Source organism: Xanthobacter nonsaccharivorans (genome assembly GCF_043194755.2).
Taxonomy (GTDB): domain Bacteria; phylum Pseudomonadota; class Alphaproteobacteria; order Rhizobiales; family Xanthobacteraceae; genus Xanthobacter; species Xanthobacter autotrophicus_G.
In genome coordinates this window covers 650,861-666,779 of record NZ_CM195526.1, presented here as the reverse complement: position 1 = coordinate 666,779, position 15,919 = coordinate 650,861, and the positions used below count along the sequence as shown (strand labels likewise).

Sequence of the window (15,919 nt, the reverse complement as noted above, 5' to 3'; positions counted from 1 at the left end):
CCATGTCCTTCGGCATTGTTTCGGCCGCCTACATCGCGGCTGCCATTCTCTTCATCCTGTCGCTCGGTGGCCTGTCGGGGCAGGCGAGCGCGAAGCGCGCCGTTTGGTACGGCATCGTCGGCATGGCGCTGGCGGTCCTGGCTACGGCTTTCGGACCTGGATCGGGCAACTACGCGCTGATCATCGTCATGGTGCTGATCGGGGGATTGATCGGCGCCTATGTCGCAAGACGCGTCGAGATGACCCAGATGCCGCAGCTCGTGGCGGCGCTGCATTCCTTCGTCGGGCTGGCCGCCGTGCTGATCGGCTTCAATGCCGAGATCGAATACGCACATGTCGAGGCGCTGCAGCATGCCGGGGACGCCGAGGGCCTTAGGGCCCTCATCGGCTTCGCGGCCGCGCTGGCTAGCAAGACGCCGACCGAGGTCGCCATCATAAAGGTGGAGGAATTCCTCGGCATATTCATCGGCGCCGTGACTTTCACCGGCTAGGTCGTCGCCTTCGGGAAGCTCGCCGGCAAGGTCACCGGCAAGGCGGACGAAGCTTCCCGGCGGGTACGTTCTCAACGCCGGCGCCGCGATCCTCTCGCTCGCGCTGCTCGTCGCCTTCCTCAACGGCGCCGGCATCTGGTCGGTCATCGTAATAACGATCCTCGCCCTGTTCATTGGCTGGCATCTCATCATGGGATCGGTGGCGCCGACATACCGGTGGTGGTGTCGATGCTCAACTCCTATTCGGGCTGGGCCGCGGCGGCGATCGGCTTCACCCTCGGCAACGATCTGCTGATCGTCACCGGCGCACTGGTCGGTTCCTCGGGCGCGATCCTGTCCTACATCATGTGCAAGGCGATGAATCGCAGCTTCGTCTCGGTCATCCTCGGCGGTTTCGGATCCGTCGCCGGCCCGGCGCAGGAGATCGTGGGCGAGCAAGTGGCCATCGACGTCGACGGCGTCGCCGCCGCGCTCAACGATGCCGACAGCGTCATCATCGTGCCGGGCTACGGCATGGCGGTGGCGCAGGCGCAGCAGCCGGTCAGCGAACTGGTGCGCAGGCTACGCGCCAAGGGCAAGAACGTGCGCTTCGGCATCCACCCGGTCGCCGGCCGCTTGCCGGGCCACATGAATGTGCTCCTGGCGGAGGCCAAAGTGCCCTACGATATCGTGCTCGAAATGGAGGAGATCAACCACGATTTTCCGGAGACCGACGTGTCCATCGTGATCGGCTCCAATGACGTGGTGAATCCCGCCGCCCAGGACGATCCCAATTCTCCCATTGCCGGTATGCCGGCGCTGGAGGTCTGGAAGGCGAAAGCTGTGATCGTGCTCAAGCGGGGACAGGGCACTGGCTATTCAGGCATCGAGAATCCGCTCTTCTATAAGGAAAACACGCGGATGTTCTATGGCGATGCGAAGCAATCGCTGGGGGAATTGTTGAATCAGTTCGGCTGATCGGATCACGATGACCGCGCCGTCGCCCGACGTTTGTGATGAATGGCATCGTCGCAGCCCATCAGCTCGACCGGCCGCGTCGACTGCCCTGCGTCAGAAGCAACGACGCTCGCTAGGACACAGCGTAGCCAGCGCAGACAGAAGCCGCGCCAAACCACCTGAGCAAGATAACCGGCAGGCGCCGACGCTCATCCCCCGTCAGTATCCGGCCCAGGCCCGGCGCTGACAGATTTCCTAGTGCCAGTGCACTGAATGAGGTGGCGCAGCATGGCATCGAGGGCAACAAAATAAGAGTTAAGCCCCAACCCGGCAATATAGCCGAGGGCTGCCTCGGCGGTCACTGAATGCATGCCCCGCCGCTCGATATTGGTGACGTGTATCTCAATGATCGGTACGGTCACTCCGCGCAGACAATCACGCAGGGCATAACCAGCATAGAGGAAACCTGCGGGGTTGATGAGGATACCGTCTATCTCTTCCCGCGCCGCTGCATAGATCCAGGAAATCGCCTCACCCTCGAGATTGGTATAGCGAGTATCGAGGGCGATGCCGCGCGCCTCCGCCTCGGTGAGCAACATTGCGTCCAACTCGGCCGCAGTGATCGTGCCGTAAAGTTCGGGCTGCCGGCGGCCCAGCCATTCCATATTGGCACCTTGGATGAGAAGAAGACGGATCATGATGCTAGACTTTTCGATGTGCATGGAGAGAAGCAGGCTGGTGGCTGCCGCCGAGAGGCAGATTGCGGCCACCCAAGATGAGGTGTCTGAGGGTCAAGCCCTCCCAGTCTCTGCATTCATCTGTCGTCAAGCGCGAGCGCGCCCGATGGGTTCGGGCCCGTCACCCCGCTGCCGACCTGGGCAGTGTCTCAAGCGATAGCGATGGGCTCGAGACCGCAGTCGGCGCGGGCATCGAACTGGGCGTCGAAGCCGAGCACCTCGCGGGAGCGGTCGAGGTCGTAGAGCGGTGCAAACGGATTGCGCGCATAGACCTCGGGTCGACGCACCACAGGCATGCGGCCGCCTAGCAGCCGGGCGAGGCGCTCCAGTGTCGGCTCCGGCGACAGCGTGACATTCGCGCTGATGACGAAGCGCTCGAAACTCACCTGCTTAAGCTCGAGCGCTAGGCGGAAGGCGCGGGCGATGTCGCGCGGGCCCACATGGTGCCAGCACGGTCCGCCGCCGGCGGAAGAGGGTCCGCCGGCCATCCGGCCGCGATAGCTGTCGGGCGCCGCCGCGCGGGCGCGAATCTCGCCGTACATCTCCGGATAGGCAATGAACACGGGCCTCAGCGCGACGATCTCCATCCCGCGATTGGCGAAGCTGCGGCCCATCTCCTCGCCCATCAGCTTGCTCAATGCATAGGGGTCGGTGGGATTGAGGGGATGGGCGATGTCGGCCGGCAGGTATTGCGGCGGCAGCATCTTGCCCTCGCGCACGGTGTAGCCGAGGACAGAGTCGGACGAGCAGATCACCACGCGACGCACGCCCGCCGCCTCCGCCGCCGACAGCAGCAGGTAGAGGCCGGTGATGTTGACCTGCATGATGCGTTCGCCACCGCCGGACCAGATGTTGGGGACGGCGGCGATCTGGATGATGGCATCCTGGCCTTCCACCGCTCGCGCGACGGCGTCAGCGTCGGTGAGATCGCCGGTCTGCCAGTCGATATCGGCGTTGCCTCGGGTCAGGTCGAAGCCGCGCAACGCGGCGCGGCCGGCCATCTCCCGCACCACGGCGGCGCCCAGGAGGCCATTGGCTCCCGTGACGAGGACCTTCTCGAACATGGTTTTTCCTTTTTGATACGCAAGGATCGAGGTCTCGGGCGGCAGGCCATCCCGAGGCGGCGGGCACTGTCAGTCGGCGAGGGACAGAATGATCTTGCCTTCCACCACGCTGTCCTGAAGGCGGGTGAGCGCCGTCACGAAGTCTTCGAGGGGCAGCACGTCGCTGACGATGGGGCGCAGCAGGCCCCGGCTCCAGAACGAGAAGATCTCGGTCTGGGCCTGTGCCAGGACGGCAGGAAGCCCATCGCGATAGTCCGAGGTCTGCAGCCCGGAGACGGCGATGTTCTTGACCAGCAGGTAGTTGGCCTTGATCGTGGGAATGGTACCGCTGGCGAAGCCGAGGATGCACAGGCGCCCCCGCCAGGCCAGCGCCCGCAGGGCGGCGTCGGTCAAGGCACCGCCGACCGGGTCCATGACGATATCGACGCCGCCGCCGGTGATCGCCTTTACGTCCTCACGCATGCGGTCGCGCACGTCGGTGCCGGAAGCGTCAATCACATGATCGGCTCCGGCGCGCCAGACGGTCTCCATCTTCGCGGTGCCCCGCGTGGCACCGATGACGGTCTTCGCCCCCATGGCCTTAGCGAGCTGGATCGAGGCGATGCCGATGCCCCCCGCAGCGCCAAGCACGAGCACGCTTTCGCCCGGCTTCAGTTCGGCGCGGTCCCTCAGCCCGCACCAGGCGGTGAAGTAGGTAAGGCCGAGCGCGGCTGCGTCGGTGAAGCTGAGCCCGTCCGGCAGGGCGAAGCAGCCAGTAGCCTGCGCAACCATCTTCTCGGCGAAAGCCCCGTGCTCCACATGGGCCATGACGCGATCGCCGACCGCGAATCCGGTGACGCCGGGGCCGATCGCCTCGATGACGCCCGCTCCGGTCTTGCCGGGGGAGAACGGCAGCGGTGGCTTCACCTGATAGCGGCCCTCCATCACCAGGATGTCGGGAAAGTTTGTCTCGGCAGCCTTGACCGCGATCAGCACCTCGCCCGGTCCCGGGACGGGATCGGGCACGGTCTCGATGGTGGCATCGGCGAAGGGGCCGAATGCATGGACGCGCAGCGCTCGCATGAAAACCTCGTAAATGGGGCCGAACCGGAAAGATCCGGCTTCGGGTGCGTCAGGTCAGGTAGGTGCCGCCGTTGGCGGTGATGGTGGAGCCGGTCAGGAAGCCGGCGTTGTCGGCGGCCAGGAATACGACGCAGCGGGCGATCTCCTCCGGCGTGCCGAGGCGGCCGATGGGAACGTCCGCGCGCATCTGGTCGAGCAAGGCGGGCGGGGCGGCGCGGATCATGTCCGTGTCCACGTGGCCGGGTGCGATGGCGTTGGCGGTGATGCCGTGCTTGGCGTATTCCAGCGCCAGAGCCTTGGTGAGGCCGAACATTCCCGCCTTGGCGGTGGAATAGTTCGCCTGGCCGAACTGGCCCTTCTGGCCGTTGATGGACGAGATGTTAACGATGCGGCCGAACTTGCGCTCTCGCATGCCGGCCACCACGCTCCGGCACATGTAGAACGCCGAATTAAGGTTGGTGTTCATCACCGCGAACCAGTCGTCGTCCGACATGCGGTGAAAGGCGCGGTCGCGGGTGATGCCGGCATTGTTCACCAGCACGTCCACCGAACCGAGCGCCTCAGTGACGGCCGCAACGCCGGCGCGGCACGCCTCGTGGCTCGCCACGTCCCACTGGAACGCCGGGATCGACGTGCGCTGATGGAACGCCTCCGCGGCGGCGGCATTGCTGCCGAAATTGGCCGCCACCCGGTAGCCGGCATCGCGCAGGGCGATGGAGATCGCGGCCCCGATGCCTCGGGTGCCGCCAGTCACCAATGCAACTCTCATGGGAGGTCTCCGTTGTCATCTATCCCGTTTGCGGCCGAACGCCGGGACGGCATATCCGTTGAAACACTTTTCCCTCGAACCACTCTGCTCCGATGGGATCGCGCTCTGACTGGAAGATCGGAACCGCGTTTTGCCGATCGGCGCGAGCGCTAGACCGCCGCCTGGAATCGCACAGGAGTGGGGGTGACGGAGCCCGCGCGCACCAGCTCGGACAATTCGCGCTTCAGGATCTTGCCGCTGGCCGTGGTGGGCATGACCTCGAGCGGTAGTACGTACTCCGGCATGTCGTATCTGGAGAGCCCCTTGGTGTGCAGGTGCTCCAGGATCTGGTCGGGCGAGAGCGCGGCGCTTTCGCTCAATGTCACCGCCAGGCAGACCTTCTCGCCAAGGCGGGGGTCGGTCACCGCGAAAGCTGCAGCCTTCTCGATCAGGGGGTGGGTCACCGACAGGTTCTCAATGTGCCCCGGATAGATATTGTGCCCGCCGCGGATGATGACGTCCTTGCTGCGGCCGACGATCGACAGGCAATTGTCCGCGTCCAACCGGCCGAGATCCCCGGTCAGGAACCAGCCATCGGAGTTGAACGACTTCTCGGTGGCGCCCTGATTGTCGAAATAGCCAAGCATGAGGCAGGCGCCCCGCCCACCGATCTCCCCGGTCTCGCCGGGGCCCAGCATGCGGTCGGTGTTCTCGGGGTCGAAGATCGCCACCTCGTAGCCGGCGTTGGCCCGGCCGCAGGTGGTGGTCATCACCTCGAAGCTGTCGTTCGGCAGGGGATACTGGTGGGAAGAATTCTCCGTCATGCCATAGACGTTCTGTGGCCGCGCGCCGAGGCTGACGATGGAGCGCGAGACGTCGGGCGGAATGGTCGCCCCGGCGACGTACCAGGTCCTCACCCGGCCGATGCGCTCGGCGCCCCGGGCGCGCGCCTCGGCGATGAGGTCGATGGCGTGGGTGGGCACGCCCATCAGGTATGTGGCCCCCACCGCCACAATGCGATCGAGCACGCCTCGGCTGGAGGGCAGGTCGTTCACCACCAGTTCGCCGCCGCACACCAGCACCTGGCCGAGAGCGACCCAACCGTTGTGGTGGCTGAGCGGGCTCATGGAGAACAGCACGGTGCCGGCGTCGTGGCCCCAGTCGGCCACCATTGGGCGGGCGTTGGCGAGCAGCGTGTTGTCGGAGTGCATCACCGCCTTGGGCGTGCCCGTGGTGCCGGAGGTGAAGGCCAGATAGACCACCTTGTCGGGGCTGAGCAGCGGTGGGGGCGGGGCGCCCTCGCCGGCGTCCGGGCTCAACTCCCCAGCATCGGCGCCGTGCCCGAGGCGGAACACCCGGCGCAGGCCACCTAAGGCTTCGGCGGCGTCGGCCCGATCGTGGATGGCGCCGTCAACCCCGTAGCCGGGCAGCGCCACCAGTGCCCTCGCGCCGATGCGCTCGATCAGCTGCAGAACTTCGCGTGTCGTGTAGTTCTGGTGCAGCGAAGGATTGCAGGCATAGCCGTTGCGCGAGCAGGCGAGGAACACTAGTGGCACCTCCACCCGATTGGGCGCGGAGATGGCGACTCGTTCGCCGCGATGCAGGCCGGCAGCGGCGAAGCGCGCCGCCAGTATCTCCACCCAGGCGAGTGCCTCGGCATAGGTGAGGCGGCGATAGCTGTCGCGGAGGAAGCAGGCGTCCGGGGTACATTCCGCGTTGTGCTGCAGCAAAGCGTAGAAGGTCTCGGGGCGCCAGTGGCCTTCGGCGTAGAACCGCTGGGCGTTGTCGGGATCGTGCAGGGTGAGGAAACGGCTCATCGGCCTCGGCTCGCGATGGAAGGGGATTGGTCGGGCAGGGTCATGCCGGCGTCATCGCCGCCGCGGAGACCGCAGGCGGTGGCGCGGAATCGGCGAGGCGCGCGGTACCGCGGGCAAGCTCCACGCCGCGCTCGCGCGCGGTGGCGCGGAAGGTCGCGGTACCGGTATCCACCCACATTTCGGTGTCGATGCTGTCGCCGGGAAAAGCGGGGGCGAGGAAGCGGCAATCCAACATCGCGAGCCGCTCTGGTGCATACCCGCAGGCCGCGGCGACGATGGCGCGGCTGACGATCGCATAGGTGCAGAGCCCGTGTAGGATGGGGCGCGGGAAGCCGGCCGCGATGGCCACGTCCGGATCCACGTGCAGCGGATTCACATCCCCGAGCAGGCGGTAGAGCGTTGAGGAGGAGGTGGTGGTGGCGGCGGCGACCACGGCGTCCGGCTCGCGGTGGGGCACCGTTACCGGCGGTTCGGACAGCCCGCGTGGCCCCCCGAAGCCGCCTTCGCCGCGGGCGTAGGAGGTCCACAGATGGGTGCACAGCAGACGCCCGCTCGCCTTTTCCCGCAGTTCCGTCTCCGCGACGACGACCGCGCCGCGTCCCGGACCCTTGTCGAAGATGTCGGCGATGCGAAAGCGGTTGACTACGGTGGCGGCCGGAGGCAGCGGGGCGTGCACGGTAACGCGCTGCGCGCCGTGCAGGATCATCACCTCGTCGATGCCGCTCCCCTCGATGAAGCGATAGTCCCAGGCGGCGGCGGTCAGCAGGGTGGGAAGCAGCTTGAGGCGGGGCTCGTAGACGAAGTCGAGCTCGCGCCGGTCGAGCGGATCCTGGCCCATGCCGGCGCACAGCGCATAGATGATGGCCTCGCGGGATCCGTAGCTGAATTCGAGGGGCGGAAACGTCCTGGCCAACAGAGCTCCTGCGTCTAAAGACATGCTTACTCCCAACGGCTGGTGCCTTCGGAGCCTCAGGCTCCTCAGGGATGTTAAGCTCAAAAAGCAATTACCTTGCCAATCAGCGTTATGCCTAGCCGAGGGTTGGAGTCTGTAAAATATTGCAATGCAATCACAAATTGCCGCGATGCATCATGTCCTTTCTGGCGACATGAAGGGAAGGTTGTGTACTTGTGAGACACAGAGCTGGATCGCGAGATACTGTGGTTTTCAGCTGTTTTCCATTTGAGGAGGCTTAATTCGCCGTTGGCACGTTCGTTGCTGGTGTTCATGTGCCAAGCAAGCGCGACCTTCGCGAAAAGCAGAATAATGGGAGGCTCAGATGACGGACGGCAAATACAGGATGCAGTGGGACAAGTTCGTCGGCTCGATCGACAGGCGTCATTTCCTGGTGACCAGCCTGGCCGCTGGTGTTGCAACCCTTACACCGCGGTTCGCTCATGCAGAGGCGGAGCGGTTCCGCCTGGGCCTCATCCTTTCCGCCACCGGCCCGGGCAGCAATTATTGCGAGAGTGCGATCCAGGCCGTGACCTACGGCGTGGCCGAACTCAACAAGCGCGGGGGCCTGCTCGGTAAGTATCCCATCGAGCTCATCTTCCGCGATGAACAGAGCAAGCCGGAAGCCGCCGCCCGCGAGGCCCGCGACCTGATCGACCGGCAGAAGGTGCATGCGGTCATCGGCACCTGGAGCAGCGCCTCGGCGCTCGCGGTACAGGAGATCGCCTACGAGCAGAAGGTCCTTCACATCTCGGCCTGCGGAAATAGCTCCCAGCTCATCGCCGAAAATTATTCGCCCTATACCTTCCTCGTTACCCCCAACAGCCAGATGGAATCGGCCGCCATCGCGGTGACGCTCGCGCAGATGGCGAAGGACAAGAACTGGAAGCGGTTCGTCACCATCGGGCAGGACTACGAATGGGGGCGCGCGCAGCAAAAGGGCTTCATTGAGGTCTTTACGCAGCGCACGCCAGGCGTCGAGCTGACCAAAGAGTTCTGGTTCAAGCTCGGCGAAACCAACTTCGCGCCCTATATCGCCGCGATTATGGCCGCCCAGCCCGACTTCTGCTTCGGTGCTATGTCTGCCAAGGACAGCGCGACGTTCATGCTCCAGGCTAAGGCCAACGGCATGTTCCGCAAGGTTGTCTATCCCGGCGGCCTGATCACTGTCGCCGACATGCAGCAGCAGACCAAGACCCTCGAGCGCGGCCTTATCGGCGTGACCCGCGCGCCTTTCTTCGCCTTGCTGAACGAGCCGGTGATGCAGCGCTACATCAAGCTCCACCAAGAGAACAACGGCCCGAAGACCTATCCCACCGATTGGGCCTGCATGCATCTCGACGCGCTTTACGCCATCGAGCAGGCCGCCAAGAAGAGCGGCCAGATCGACAGCGAATCCCTGCGCAAGGCGCTCACCGGGGCGACCATCGACACCTGTCGCGGTCAGGCGGCCTTTGCCGAATGCAGCAACCAGCTCGCCATTCCGGCCGGCTTCGTCGGCACCATCACCGATACGCCGGACTACCCCTTCCCCATCTACGACCTCAAGACGTTGGTTCGGGTCGATGCGAAGGAAGTGGAGCGCAGCTGCGCCGAGCTAGAGGCGGTGCGCAAGAAGCGGGCCTGAACCTGTCCTGTAGGTGGAATGGGGAGTGGTATGCCGCTCGATCTGAATTTCATCATGATCCAACTTCTGGCTGGATTGTCGCGGGCGATGGTCCTGTTTCTTCTCTCGGCGGGACTGTCGCTGATCTTCGGGGTGATGAACATCCTGAACTTCGCTCATGCCACTTTCTGGCTGCTGGGCGGTTACATCACCTACACGGTCTTCGAGAGCCTGGGTGGCGAAGGCATGGGGACCCTTGCCGCAGCCATCGCCATCACCTCGGTGGGCATGTTCGTGCTCGGCTGCATTATCGAGAGAGTGCTCATCCGGCGCATGTACCATCGCGAGCTGCCGGAGCAGTTGCTGCTGACCTTCGCCCTCGTGTTGATCCTCGGTGACCTGATAAAGTTGATCTGGGGCACCGCAGACCGCCAGATCGTGCTCGCCATCGAGCCGATGGAGATGCTCGACACGTTCGTGAATCCTTATTACTTCGTGATCATCGGCATCGGCGTCGTTGCGGGTCTTGCCATGTGGGGCTTCTTCCGCTTCACCCGCTATGGACACATCGTGCGGGCGGCCGTCTACAGTCGGGACATGGTGAACGCCCTGGGCATCCCCATCTCTTGGATTTATGCGGGCGTCTTCGGTCTGGGCATCGGCTTCGCCGGCTTCGCCGCTGGTGTCTGCCTGCCGCTGATGCCGGTGGCGCTGGGCATGGACACCGACATCATTATCCAATGCTTCGCGGTGGTGGTCATCGGCGGGTTTGGCAGCATTGCCGGAACCTTTATCGCCTCGATCATCGTCGGGACGGTCTATGCGTTCTCAATCCTCATTTGGCCCGACGGCGCCTTGGCGATGATCTACCTGATCGTGATCGCGGTCCTCGTGTTCCGCCCCTGGGGCCTGCTCGGCACGGAGCTGCGAACCTAGATCCCGCGTGCGTCCCGCATCGCCTGCGGATGCGGGACGCCTCCTCCTCCAAGGTCGCGGACGCGCTCGCGCCCTGGCGACAGCAGGCCGCCTGTAAAGGATGAAGGCGGCCGGCCGCCGCGCAAAGCCTCTCGCGAGAGGACAACCGCCGCCGGCAGGGCCCGTCCCGCAGGCGCAGAACGGAACACACGCAATGATCAACCCCTCGAAATCACGTGACCGGGTGCAACCGGGAGATTCCCTTTCGCTGGTCATGATTGTCCTCCTCGCCGTGGTAGCCGCCGGCATTCCAGTGATTCTTCCGGGCGACTTCTGGATCCATGTGGCCAATGAGATCCTGTTGCTCGGCTTGTTTGGTATGAGCTTCAATCTGATCTACGGATACATGGGGCAAATCTCCTTCGGCCATGCTGCCTATTTTGGCCTGGGCGCCTACGGCACCGCGCTTTCCATGCGCTTTTTCAGCGTGGACGGCGATATCGGCTACGTCGGCTTTTTCCTGTCGCTGCTGGCTGCGGTGCCGGTGGCTGCCATCGCAGCGGCGGTGGTCGGCGTGCTGTGCGTGCGACTCACCGGCATCTACTTCGCCGTGCTGTCGATGGCCTTCGGCGAACTCCTCTACTTCGTGGTGTTCTCGTCCTATTCAGTCACCGGCGGCGACAACGGTATGCAGGGCCTCCTGCCTCCGTTGGCTTTGCGCGATCCGCGAGCCTATTTCTATATGTCGCTCGCCATCGTCCTGGCCGCCCTCGTGGTGATGTGGCTGATCGTGCACTCGCCGTTCGGCTACACGCTCCGTGCGATGCGCGACAATCCGCGACGCACGCGCTTCCTCGGCATCAACATGCGCCTGCAGATGTGGATCAACTTTGTTATCGCCGCCGCCTTCGCCGGCATGGCGGGCGGGCTATGGGGACCGCTGATCCGCTCCATCTCGCCGAGCCTCCTCGGTTGGCAGCATTCGGGCGTAGGTGTGATCATCACCCTCATCGGGGGGGCCCCATTCTTTGCCGGGCCCATGCTGGGGGCGATCATCTACACAGTGCTGCATGCGGTGGTCACCAGCCTCACGCAATACTGGCCGCTGACCATCGGCACAGTGGTTCTCCTCATCGTCCTATTCTCGCCCGACGGGGTGATGGGCTGGCTCGGCGCCCTGCGCGAACGCTTCGCGCGGCGGCGCAAGCGGGAGGCGGGGGCCGACGAGGCCGTGGTCCGGCCGGGGGAGGTGAACTGATGACCGGTGCTATCCTCGACATCCGTGGGCTGAAGAAGAGCTTCGGCGGCCTGCACGTCACCAACGACCTGACCTATGCGGTGCGCGGCGGCGCGCTCGACGCGATCATCGGCCCGAATGGCGCCGGCAAGAGCACATTCTTCAACCTGCTCACCGGCTATCACCGTGCCGACGCCGGCACCATCGTGTTCGCTGGCGAGGAGATTACCCGCGCCGCACCCGAGCGCATCGTCAAGCTCGGGATCTCCCGCGCCTTCCAGGTCTCGAACATCTTCCACCGGATGACGGTGTTCGAGAACGTGCGTACCGCTGTGCAGGCGCAGACCGGGCTCAGCCTAGAGTTCTTCAGGCCTGCCCGGGGGCTCGCCCTCGACCAGACGGACGAGATCATCCACCAGTGCGGCCTTGCCTCCCGGGCGGGGATTGTCTCCGGGCGCCTGTCCCAGGGCGACAAGAAGCGGCTCGAGCTCGCACTGGCGCTCTCGGGCAAACCGAAGCTGCTGCTGCTCGACGAACCGACCGCCGGAATGTCTCGCGAGGAGGCCGAGAGCACGATGGATCTGGTGGCGGCGCTCAACCGCGACCTCGGGATCACCGTGGTGTTCACCGAGCACGACATCGCCGCCGTATTCAAATACGCCGAGCGCATCACGCTGCTGAGCCGGGGCACCATGATCGTCTCCGGAACCCCGGAGGAGATCCGCCGCAACGAAGATGCGCAGAAGCTCTATCTGGGAGAAAGCATTCATGGCTGATTTCGAGATGGCGGGCATCTGCTCGCAATACGGTTCCAGCCGCATCCTGTTCGATCTCTCGCTGAAGGTGCGCCAGGGCGAGGCGGTGTGCCTGCTCGGACGCAACGGCGCGGGCAAGACCACGACGCTGAAATCCATCGTCGGCCTCGCCCAGGTGACGAAGGGCGCCATCCGCTATCGCGGCAAGGAGGTGGCAGGCCTGCCGACCCACAAGATCGCGCAGCTCGGTATCGGCTACGTCCCGGACGAGCGGCTGATCTTCCCCGACCTGACGGTGCGTGAAAACCTTGCTTTGGGACGCAAGGCCAACCCGAATCGAAATGGTCCCCCTTGGACCATCGAGCGCATCTTCGAACTGTTTCCCTTGCTGCATCGCCTTCAGGATAGGCTCGGCGGCTATCTGTCCGGCGGCGAGCAGCAGATGCTCACAGTTGGCCGCACACTGATGGGCAACCCGGACCTCCTGCTGCTGGACGAGCCGGTGGAGGGGGTCGCACCGATCATCGTTCAGGAGCTGTCGAGGCAGATCAAAGTGCTCAAGGCGGGCGGGCTGACCATTCTCCTGGCTGAGCAGAACATTCATTTTGCCGGTTCGATTGCCGACCGGGCCTACGTCATCGAGAAGGGGCGTATCCGCTTCGAAGGGACATTCGATGAGCTTGAGCAGAACGACGACGTCAAGCGCAAGTACCTAATGATCTGATCACTCCGTCCATTCGCGCGAGGAAGGACGGAGTGATCGCACGGCTCCGCGCGCTTGAGGGGGTAGGCATGGTGCTCGACCAACTTCTGCCGCGGGCCGGCCGGTACACGACGGCGACACACCCGCCTGCCTACCGCCGGACAGTTGCTGTCCGACACACCCGCGTGGCGGTGAAACGCAGCTACCGTAGTGTGCGGGGTCGAGGCCCGAGTGGCGCGAGTCCCGAGCCCCCTCCTCACCATCGGTCCCCGATCCGGCCCCGCCCATGTCTGTGATGTTCCAGTGCTTCGTCGCCGATGGATGTCGTCGACATTGCTAGTGAAAGGATGCGCTCCGCCTCCAGCGATCGATGAGCATGATGAAAAGGCCCGCGCCGAGGCCCCAGACGGGAGAGCCCAGGCCGAGCACCGAGATTCCCGATGCCGTGGTGGCGAAAGTTGCGACGGCGGCTATCCGGTGATCGTTTTCTGCGAGCGCCGCGGTGAGCGAGCCTGATAGCGGAGACAGCAGGGCGAGGCCGGCGATGGTCGCGACGAAAGACTGCGGAAATGCAGCAAAGACACCGACCAGTGATGCCCCCGCGGCCGCAAGCACGAGGTGGAAGCCTCCAAACACGATACCCACAACCCACCGTTTCCTGGGGTCCGGGTGTGTGTCCCGGCCTGTACAAAGCGCCGCGGTGAGGGCTGCGAGATTTGTCGCGTGCGCCCCGAAAGGCGCGCTTACGACCGACGCGAGCCCCATGGTGGCGAGAATGGGCCGTATGGGGGGGGCGTATCCGCTCGCCCGAAGCACGGCAAAGCCGGGTAAGTTCTGCGCGGCGAACGTCACAAGGAACAGCGGCAGGCCGAGCCCGACAAGGGTGGAGGCTTCAAAGCGCGGCGTGGTCCAGACGAGGGGGGAAAGCTGGGGCGCGGGAATCGGCCCCACCTCGCTCAGGACCAGGGAGACCAGAGTTCCAAAGACAAAGGCACCCAGGACAGCCCAATTGGAAGCAAGTCTTCGCATCACAAAGTAAATGACGATCACTGGTAGAATGAGCAGGGGATTCTGCGCTGCGTTATCGGCGAGCGCGGTAACAAAGCGCAGCAGCACCCCAGCCAGCATCGCCGCCGCTACCGTGCCGGGAATGCGTGACACCAGCGTTCCGAGCGGCCTTATGGCCGCGCAGGCAGCCATAAGTGCCCCGGCGACCACAAAAGCGCCGGACGCCGTGGCCATGTCAGCGCCAGGACCGAAGCTCGCGACCATTGCCGCGCCGGGGAGCGACCATGCTGCAACAATGGGCATGCGATAGCGCACGGAAAGAAATGCACTGGTGGCCGCCACAGATATACAAATTGAAGCGATCCAGGATGAGGTTTCTGCGGGAGTTGCACCAATTGCCCCTGCGGCCGCAGGAATGACAGTTAGCGTGTTTCCCAGTCCCACGAGTGTTGCGACAATCGCAGACACAATAAGCGACACGCTCAATGCCGGTCCCTTCGCACTTGAATTCAGCCGTACGCACACAAGCAAGTCGCCTAGAAGGAAGATGATTGTCTTCCAACGCCCGGTGATCGCCCTTCCGCTTGAAGGTGGAGAGCACGGCCTCCGATCAGCTTGCGGCGCGAACTGATCTGCACGTGCTCTCCCTGGGCATCACTGCGCCCGCGCCGAGATCGGGCAGTCCTGAAGCGCCACCCGCGGTTTGGCCTGAACCGCGGGTATGGTGGCGACGAGCTTGTAGTAGTCCCAAGCTCCCTTCGACTCGGAAGGCGACTTGACCTCGAACAAGTAGAAGTCGCGGTCCACCCAGCCATTTGGAAGGATATTGGCGTTCTTTGTCATGAAGTCGGAGACGGGTGTCGCGTGCATCTTCGACGCCACGGCCTTGCCGTCGGTGGAGCCGACATCCGCCACTGCCTTGAGATAATGGTTTACAGCACTGTAGACACCAGCATGCACCATGGTTGGCTTACGCTCGTCGAAACGGTCGGAGAACCGCTTCGACCAATCACGCGTGGCATCGTTCTGATCCCAATAGAAACTCTCCGTGAGGCGGAGTTTTTTCGCTGCCTGAAGACCCAGTGAATGCACGTCGGTGAGGAACACCAGAAGGCCGGCCAATTGCTGACCGTTCTCCACGATGCCGAACTCGCTCGCCTGACGAATGGTGTTAACAGCGTCGGTGGCAGCATTTGCCAGACCGATCACCTTCGCCTTCGAGTTCTGCGCCTGGAGCAGGAATGAGGAGAAGTCCGGCGTATAGACCGGGTGACGGACCGACCCGAGCACCTTGCCGCCGTTCGCTATAACGACGGCGCGTGCGTCGCGCTCCAGTGCATGACCGAAGGCGTAGTCCGAGGTCAGGAAGAACCATGTGTCTCCGCCAGCCTTGGTGACTGAACCCGCGGTGCCGTTTGCCACAGCCTGGGTATCGTAAGCCCAATGGAAGCTCGTCGCCGAACAAGCCTTGCCAGTAAGATCCGAAGAGCCCGGGCCTGAGAACAGCACGACCTTCTCCCTCCGTCGCGCGACTTCCTGTACCGCCAGGGCCGCCGACGAGAAAGGCACGTCGACAATCACGTCAACGCCTTCGATGTCGAACCACCGCGAGGCGATCGAAGACGCGATGTCGGCCTTGTTCTGATGATCGGCGGAAACCACCTCGATCTTCTTGCCCGGGAAAAGCCGTTCCCCGTCCTCCGCCGCCAAGCGGGCTGCCAGCACGGAGCCGGCGCCCGCAAGGTCCGAGTTCGGACCGGACATATCGGTGAGCACACCAATCTTGATCACGCTGTCGGCTGCTGCTGCGGGCCCGCACAGGAGCGCGAGCGCGAGCAGGCCAGCGAGAGGTTTTGTTGGCGACACGATTTTCCTCCCTTGAGATATG

General features: G+C 64.1%; 13 protein-coding genes and 1 pseudogene. 6 read left to right on the top strand and 8 right to left on the bottom strand.

All coding sequences use genetic code 11. The annotated features are described in order from the left end of the window. The first annotated feature begins 2 nt into the window (after positions 1-2). Positions 3-1,448, top strand: a pseudogene (locus tag V5F59_RS03010) (NAD(P)(+) transhydrogenase (Re/Si-specific) subunit beta). Positions 1,449-1,636: 188 nt separating this feature from the next. Here the strand turns inward: V5F59_RS03010 and V5F59_RS03005 are convergent. The 6 genes from V5F59_RS03005 to V5F59_RS02980 form a co-directional block, all read right to left on the bottom strand. After that, positions 1,637-2,125 (bottom strand): type II 3-dehydroquinate dehydratase, encoded by a 489-nt coding sequence (locus tag V5F59_RS03005; protein ID WP_393983203.1) that lies wholly within the window; start codon positions 2,123-2,125, stop codon positions 1,637-1,639. Positions 2,126-2,313: 188 nt separating this feature from the next. Next, positions 2,314-3,228 (bottom strand): NAD-dependent epimerase/dehydratase family protein, encoded by a 915-nt coding sequence (locus V5F59_RS03000; protein WP_393983202.1) that lies wholly within the window; start codon positions 3,226-3,228, stop codon positions 2,314-2,316. 69 nt (positions 3,229-3,297) lie between these two features. After that, complete coding sequence (locus V5F59_RS02995) at positions 3,298-4,290, bottom strand: NADPH:quinone oxidoreductase family protein (RefSeq protein ID WP_393983201.1); 993 nt, start codon at positions 4,288-4,290, stop codon at positions 3,298-3,300. Positions 4,291-4,339: 49 nt separating this feature from the next. Continuing rightward, positions 4,340-5,059 carry an acetoacetyl-CoA reductase gene (phbB, locus tag V5F59_RS02990; RefSeq protein WP_393983200.1) on the bottom strand — a complete coding sequence of 240 codons (720 nt, stop codon included), beginning with the start codon at positions 5,057-5,059 and terminating at the stop codon, positions 4,340-4,342. Positions 5,060-5,208: 149 nt separating this feature from the next. Continuing rightward, on the bottom strand, positions 5,209-6,855 hold the full coding sequence (locus V5F59_RS02985; protein ID WP_393983199.1) for a class I adenylate-forming enzyme family protein: 1,647 nt from the start codon (positions 6,853-6,855) through the stop codon (positions 5,209-5,211). A 40-nt stretch (positions 6,856-6,895) separates the two neighbouring features. Then, a complete protein-coding gene (locus V5F59_RS02980; protein WP_393983198.1) occupies positions 6,896-7,768 on the bottom strand; it encodes a MaoC/PaaZ C-terminal domain-containing protein in 873 nt (290 codons plus the stop codon). Positions 7,769-8,132: 364 nt separating this feature from the next. Here V5F59_RS02980 and V5F59_RS02975 point away from each other — a divergent pair, with 364 nt between their 5' ends. The 5 genes from V5F59_RS02975 to V5F59_RS02955 all read left to right on the top strand — a co-directional run bounded on the left by V5F59_RS02975 (position 8,133) and on the right by V5F59_RS02955 (position 13,044). Then, complete coding sequence (locus tag V5F59_RS02975; RefSeq protein WP_393983197.1) at positions 8,133-9,434, top strand: ABC transporter substrate-binding protein; 1,302 nt, start codon at positions 8,133-8,135, stop codon at positions 9,432-9,434. A 30-nt stretch (positions 9,435-9,464) separates the two neighbouring features. Then, on the top strand, positions 9,465-10,349 hold the full coding sequence (locus V5F59_RS02970; RefSeq protein WP_393983196.1) for a branched-chain amino acid ABC transporter permease: 885 nt from the start codon (positions 9,465-9,467) through the stop codon (positions 10,347-10,349). 193 nt (positions 10,350-10,542) lie between these two features. Continuing rightward, on the top strand, positions 10,543-11,586 hold the full coding sequence (locus tag V5F59_RS02965) for a branched-chain amino acid ABC transporter permease (protein WP_393983195.1): 1,044 nt from the start codon (positions 10,543-10,545) through the stop codon (positions 11,584-11,586). After that, the gene (locus V5F59_RS02960; protein ID WP_393983194.1) at positions 11,586-12,341 is read left to right on the top strand and encodes an ABC transporter ATP-binding protein; all 756 of its coding nucleotides are present in this window, start codon (positions 11,586-11,588) and stop codon (positions 12,339-12,341) included. The genes V5F59_RS02965 and V5F59_RS02960 overlap by 1 nt, the downstream gene beginning before the upstream one ends. Further along, positions 12,334-13,044: an ABC transporter ATP-binding protein gene (locus V5F59_RS02955; RefSeq protein WP_393983193.1), complete on the top strand. Its 711-nt coding sequence runs from the start codon at positions 12,334-12,336 to the stop codon at positions 13,042-13,044. The genes V5F59_RS02960 and V5F59_RS02955 overlap by 8 nt, the downstream gene beginning before the upstream one ends. A 315-nt stretch (positions 13,045-13,359) precedes the next feature. Here the strand turns inward: V5F59_RS02955 and V5F59_RS02950 are convergent, their stop codons facing one another. Further along, positions 13,360-14,511: a benzoate/H(+) symporter BenE family transporter gene (locus V5F59_RS02950; RefSeq protein WP_393983205.1), complete on the bottom strand. Its 1,152-nt coding sequence runs from the start codon at positions 14,509-14,511 to the stop codon at positions 13,360-13,362. Between the two features lie 174 nt (positions 14,512-14,685). Beyond that, positions 14,686-15,897: an ABC transporter substrate-binding protein gene (locus tag V5F59_RS02945; RefSeq protein ID WP_393983192.1), complete on the bottom strand. Its 1,212-nt coding sequence runs from the start codon at positions 15,895-15,897 to the stop codon at positions 14,686-14,688. Between the last annotated feature and the right edge of the window lie 22 nt (positions 15,898-15,919).

Excerpts from the sequence above, each read along its gene's own strand:
- V5F59_RS03005 (WP_393983203.1), bottom strand. The coding sequence starts at position 2,125 with ATGATCCGTCTTCTTCTCATCCAAGGTGCCAATATGGAATGGCTGGGC.
- V5F59_RS03000 (WP_393983202.1), bottom strand. The coding sequence starts at position 3,228 with ATGTTCGAGAAGGTCCTCGTCACGGGAGCCAATGGCCTCCTGGGCGCC.
- V5F59_RS02995 (WP_393983201.1), bottom strand. The coding sequence starts at position 4,290 with ATGCGAGCGCTGCGCGTCCATGCATTCGGCCCCTTCGCCGATGCCACC.
- phbB (WP_393983200.1), bottom strand. The coding sequence starts at position 5,059 with ATGAGAGTTGCATTGGTGACTGGCGGCACCCGAGGCATCGGGGCCGCG.
- V5F59_RS02985 (WP_393983199.1), bottom strand. The coding sequence starts at position 6,855 with ATGAGCCGTTTCCTCACCCTGCACGATCCCGACAACGCCCAGCGGTTC.
- V5F59_RS02975 (WP_393983197.1), top strand. The coding sequence starts at position 8,133 with ATGACGGACGGCAAATACAGGATGCAGTGGGACAAGTTCGTCGGCTCG.
- V5F59_RS02970 (WP_393983196.1), top strand. The coding sequence starts at position 9,465 with ATGCCGCTCGATCTGAATTTCATCATGATCCAACTTCTGGCTGGATTG.
- V5F59_RS02965 (WP_393983195.1), top strand. The coding sequence starts at position 10,543 with ATGATCAACCCCTCGAAATCACGTGACCGGGTGCAACCGGGAGATTCC.
- V5F59_RS02960 (WP_393983194.1), top strand. The coding sequence starts at position 11,586 with ATGACCGGTGCTATCCTCGACATCCGTGGGCTGAAGAAGAGCTTCGGC.
- V5F59_RS02955 (WP_393983193.1), top strand. The coding sequence starts at position 12,334 with ATGGCTGATTTCGAGATGGCGGGCATCTGCTCGCAATACGGTTCCAGC.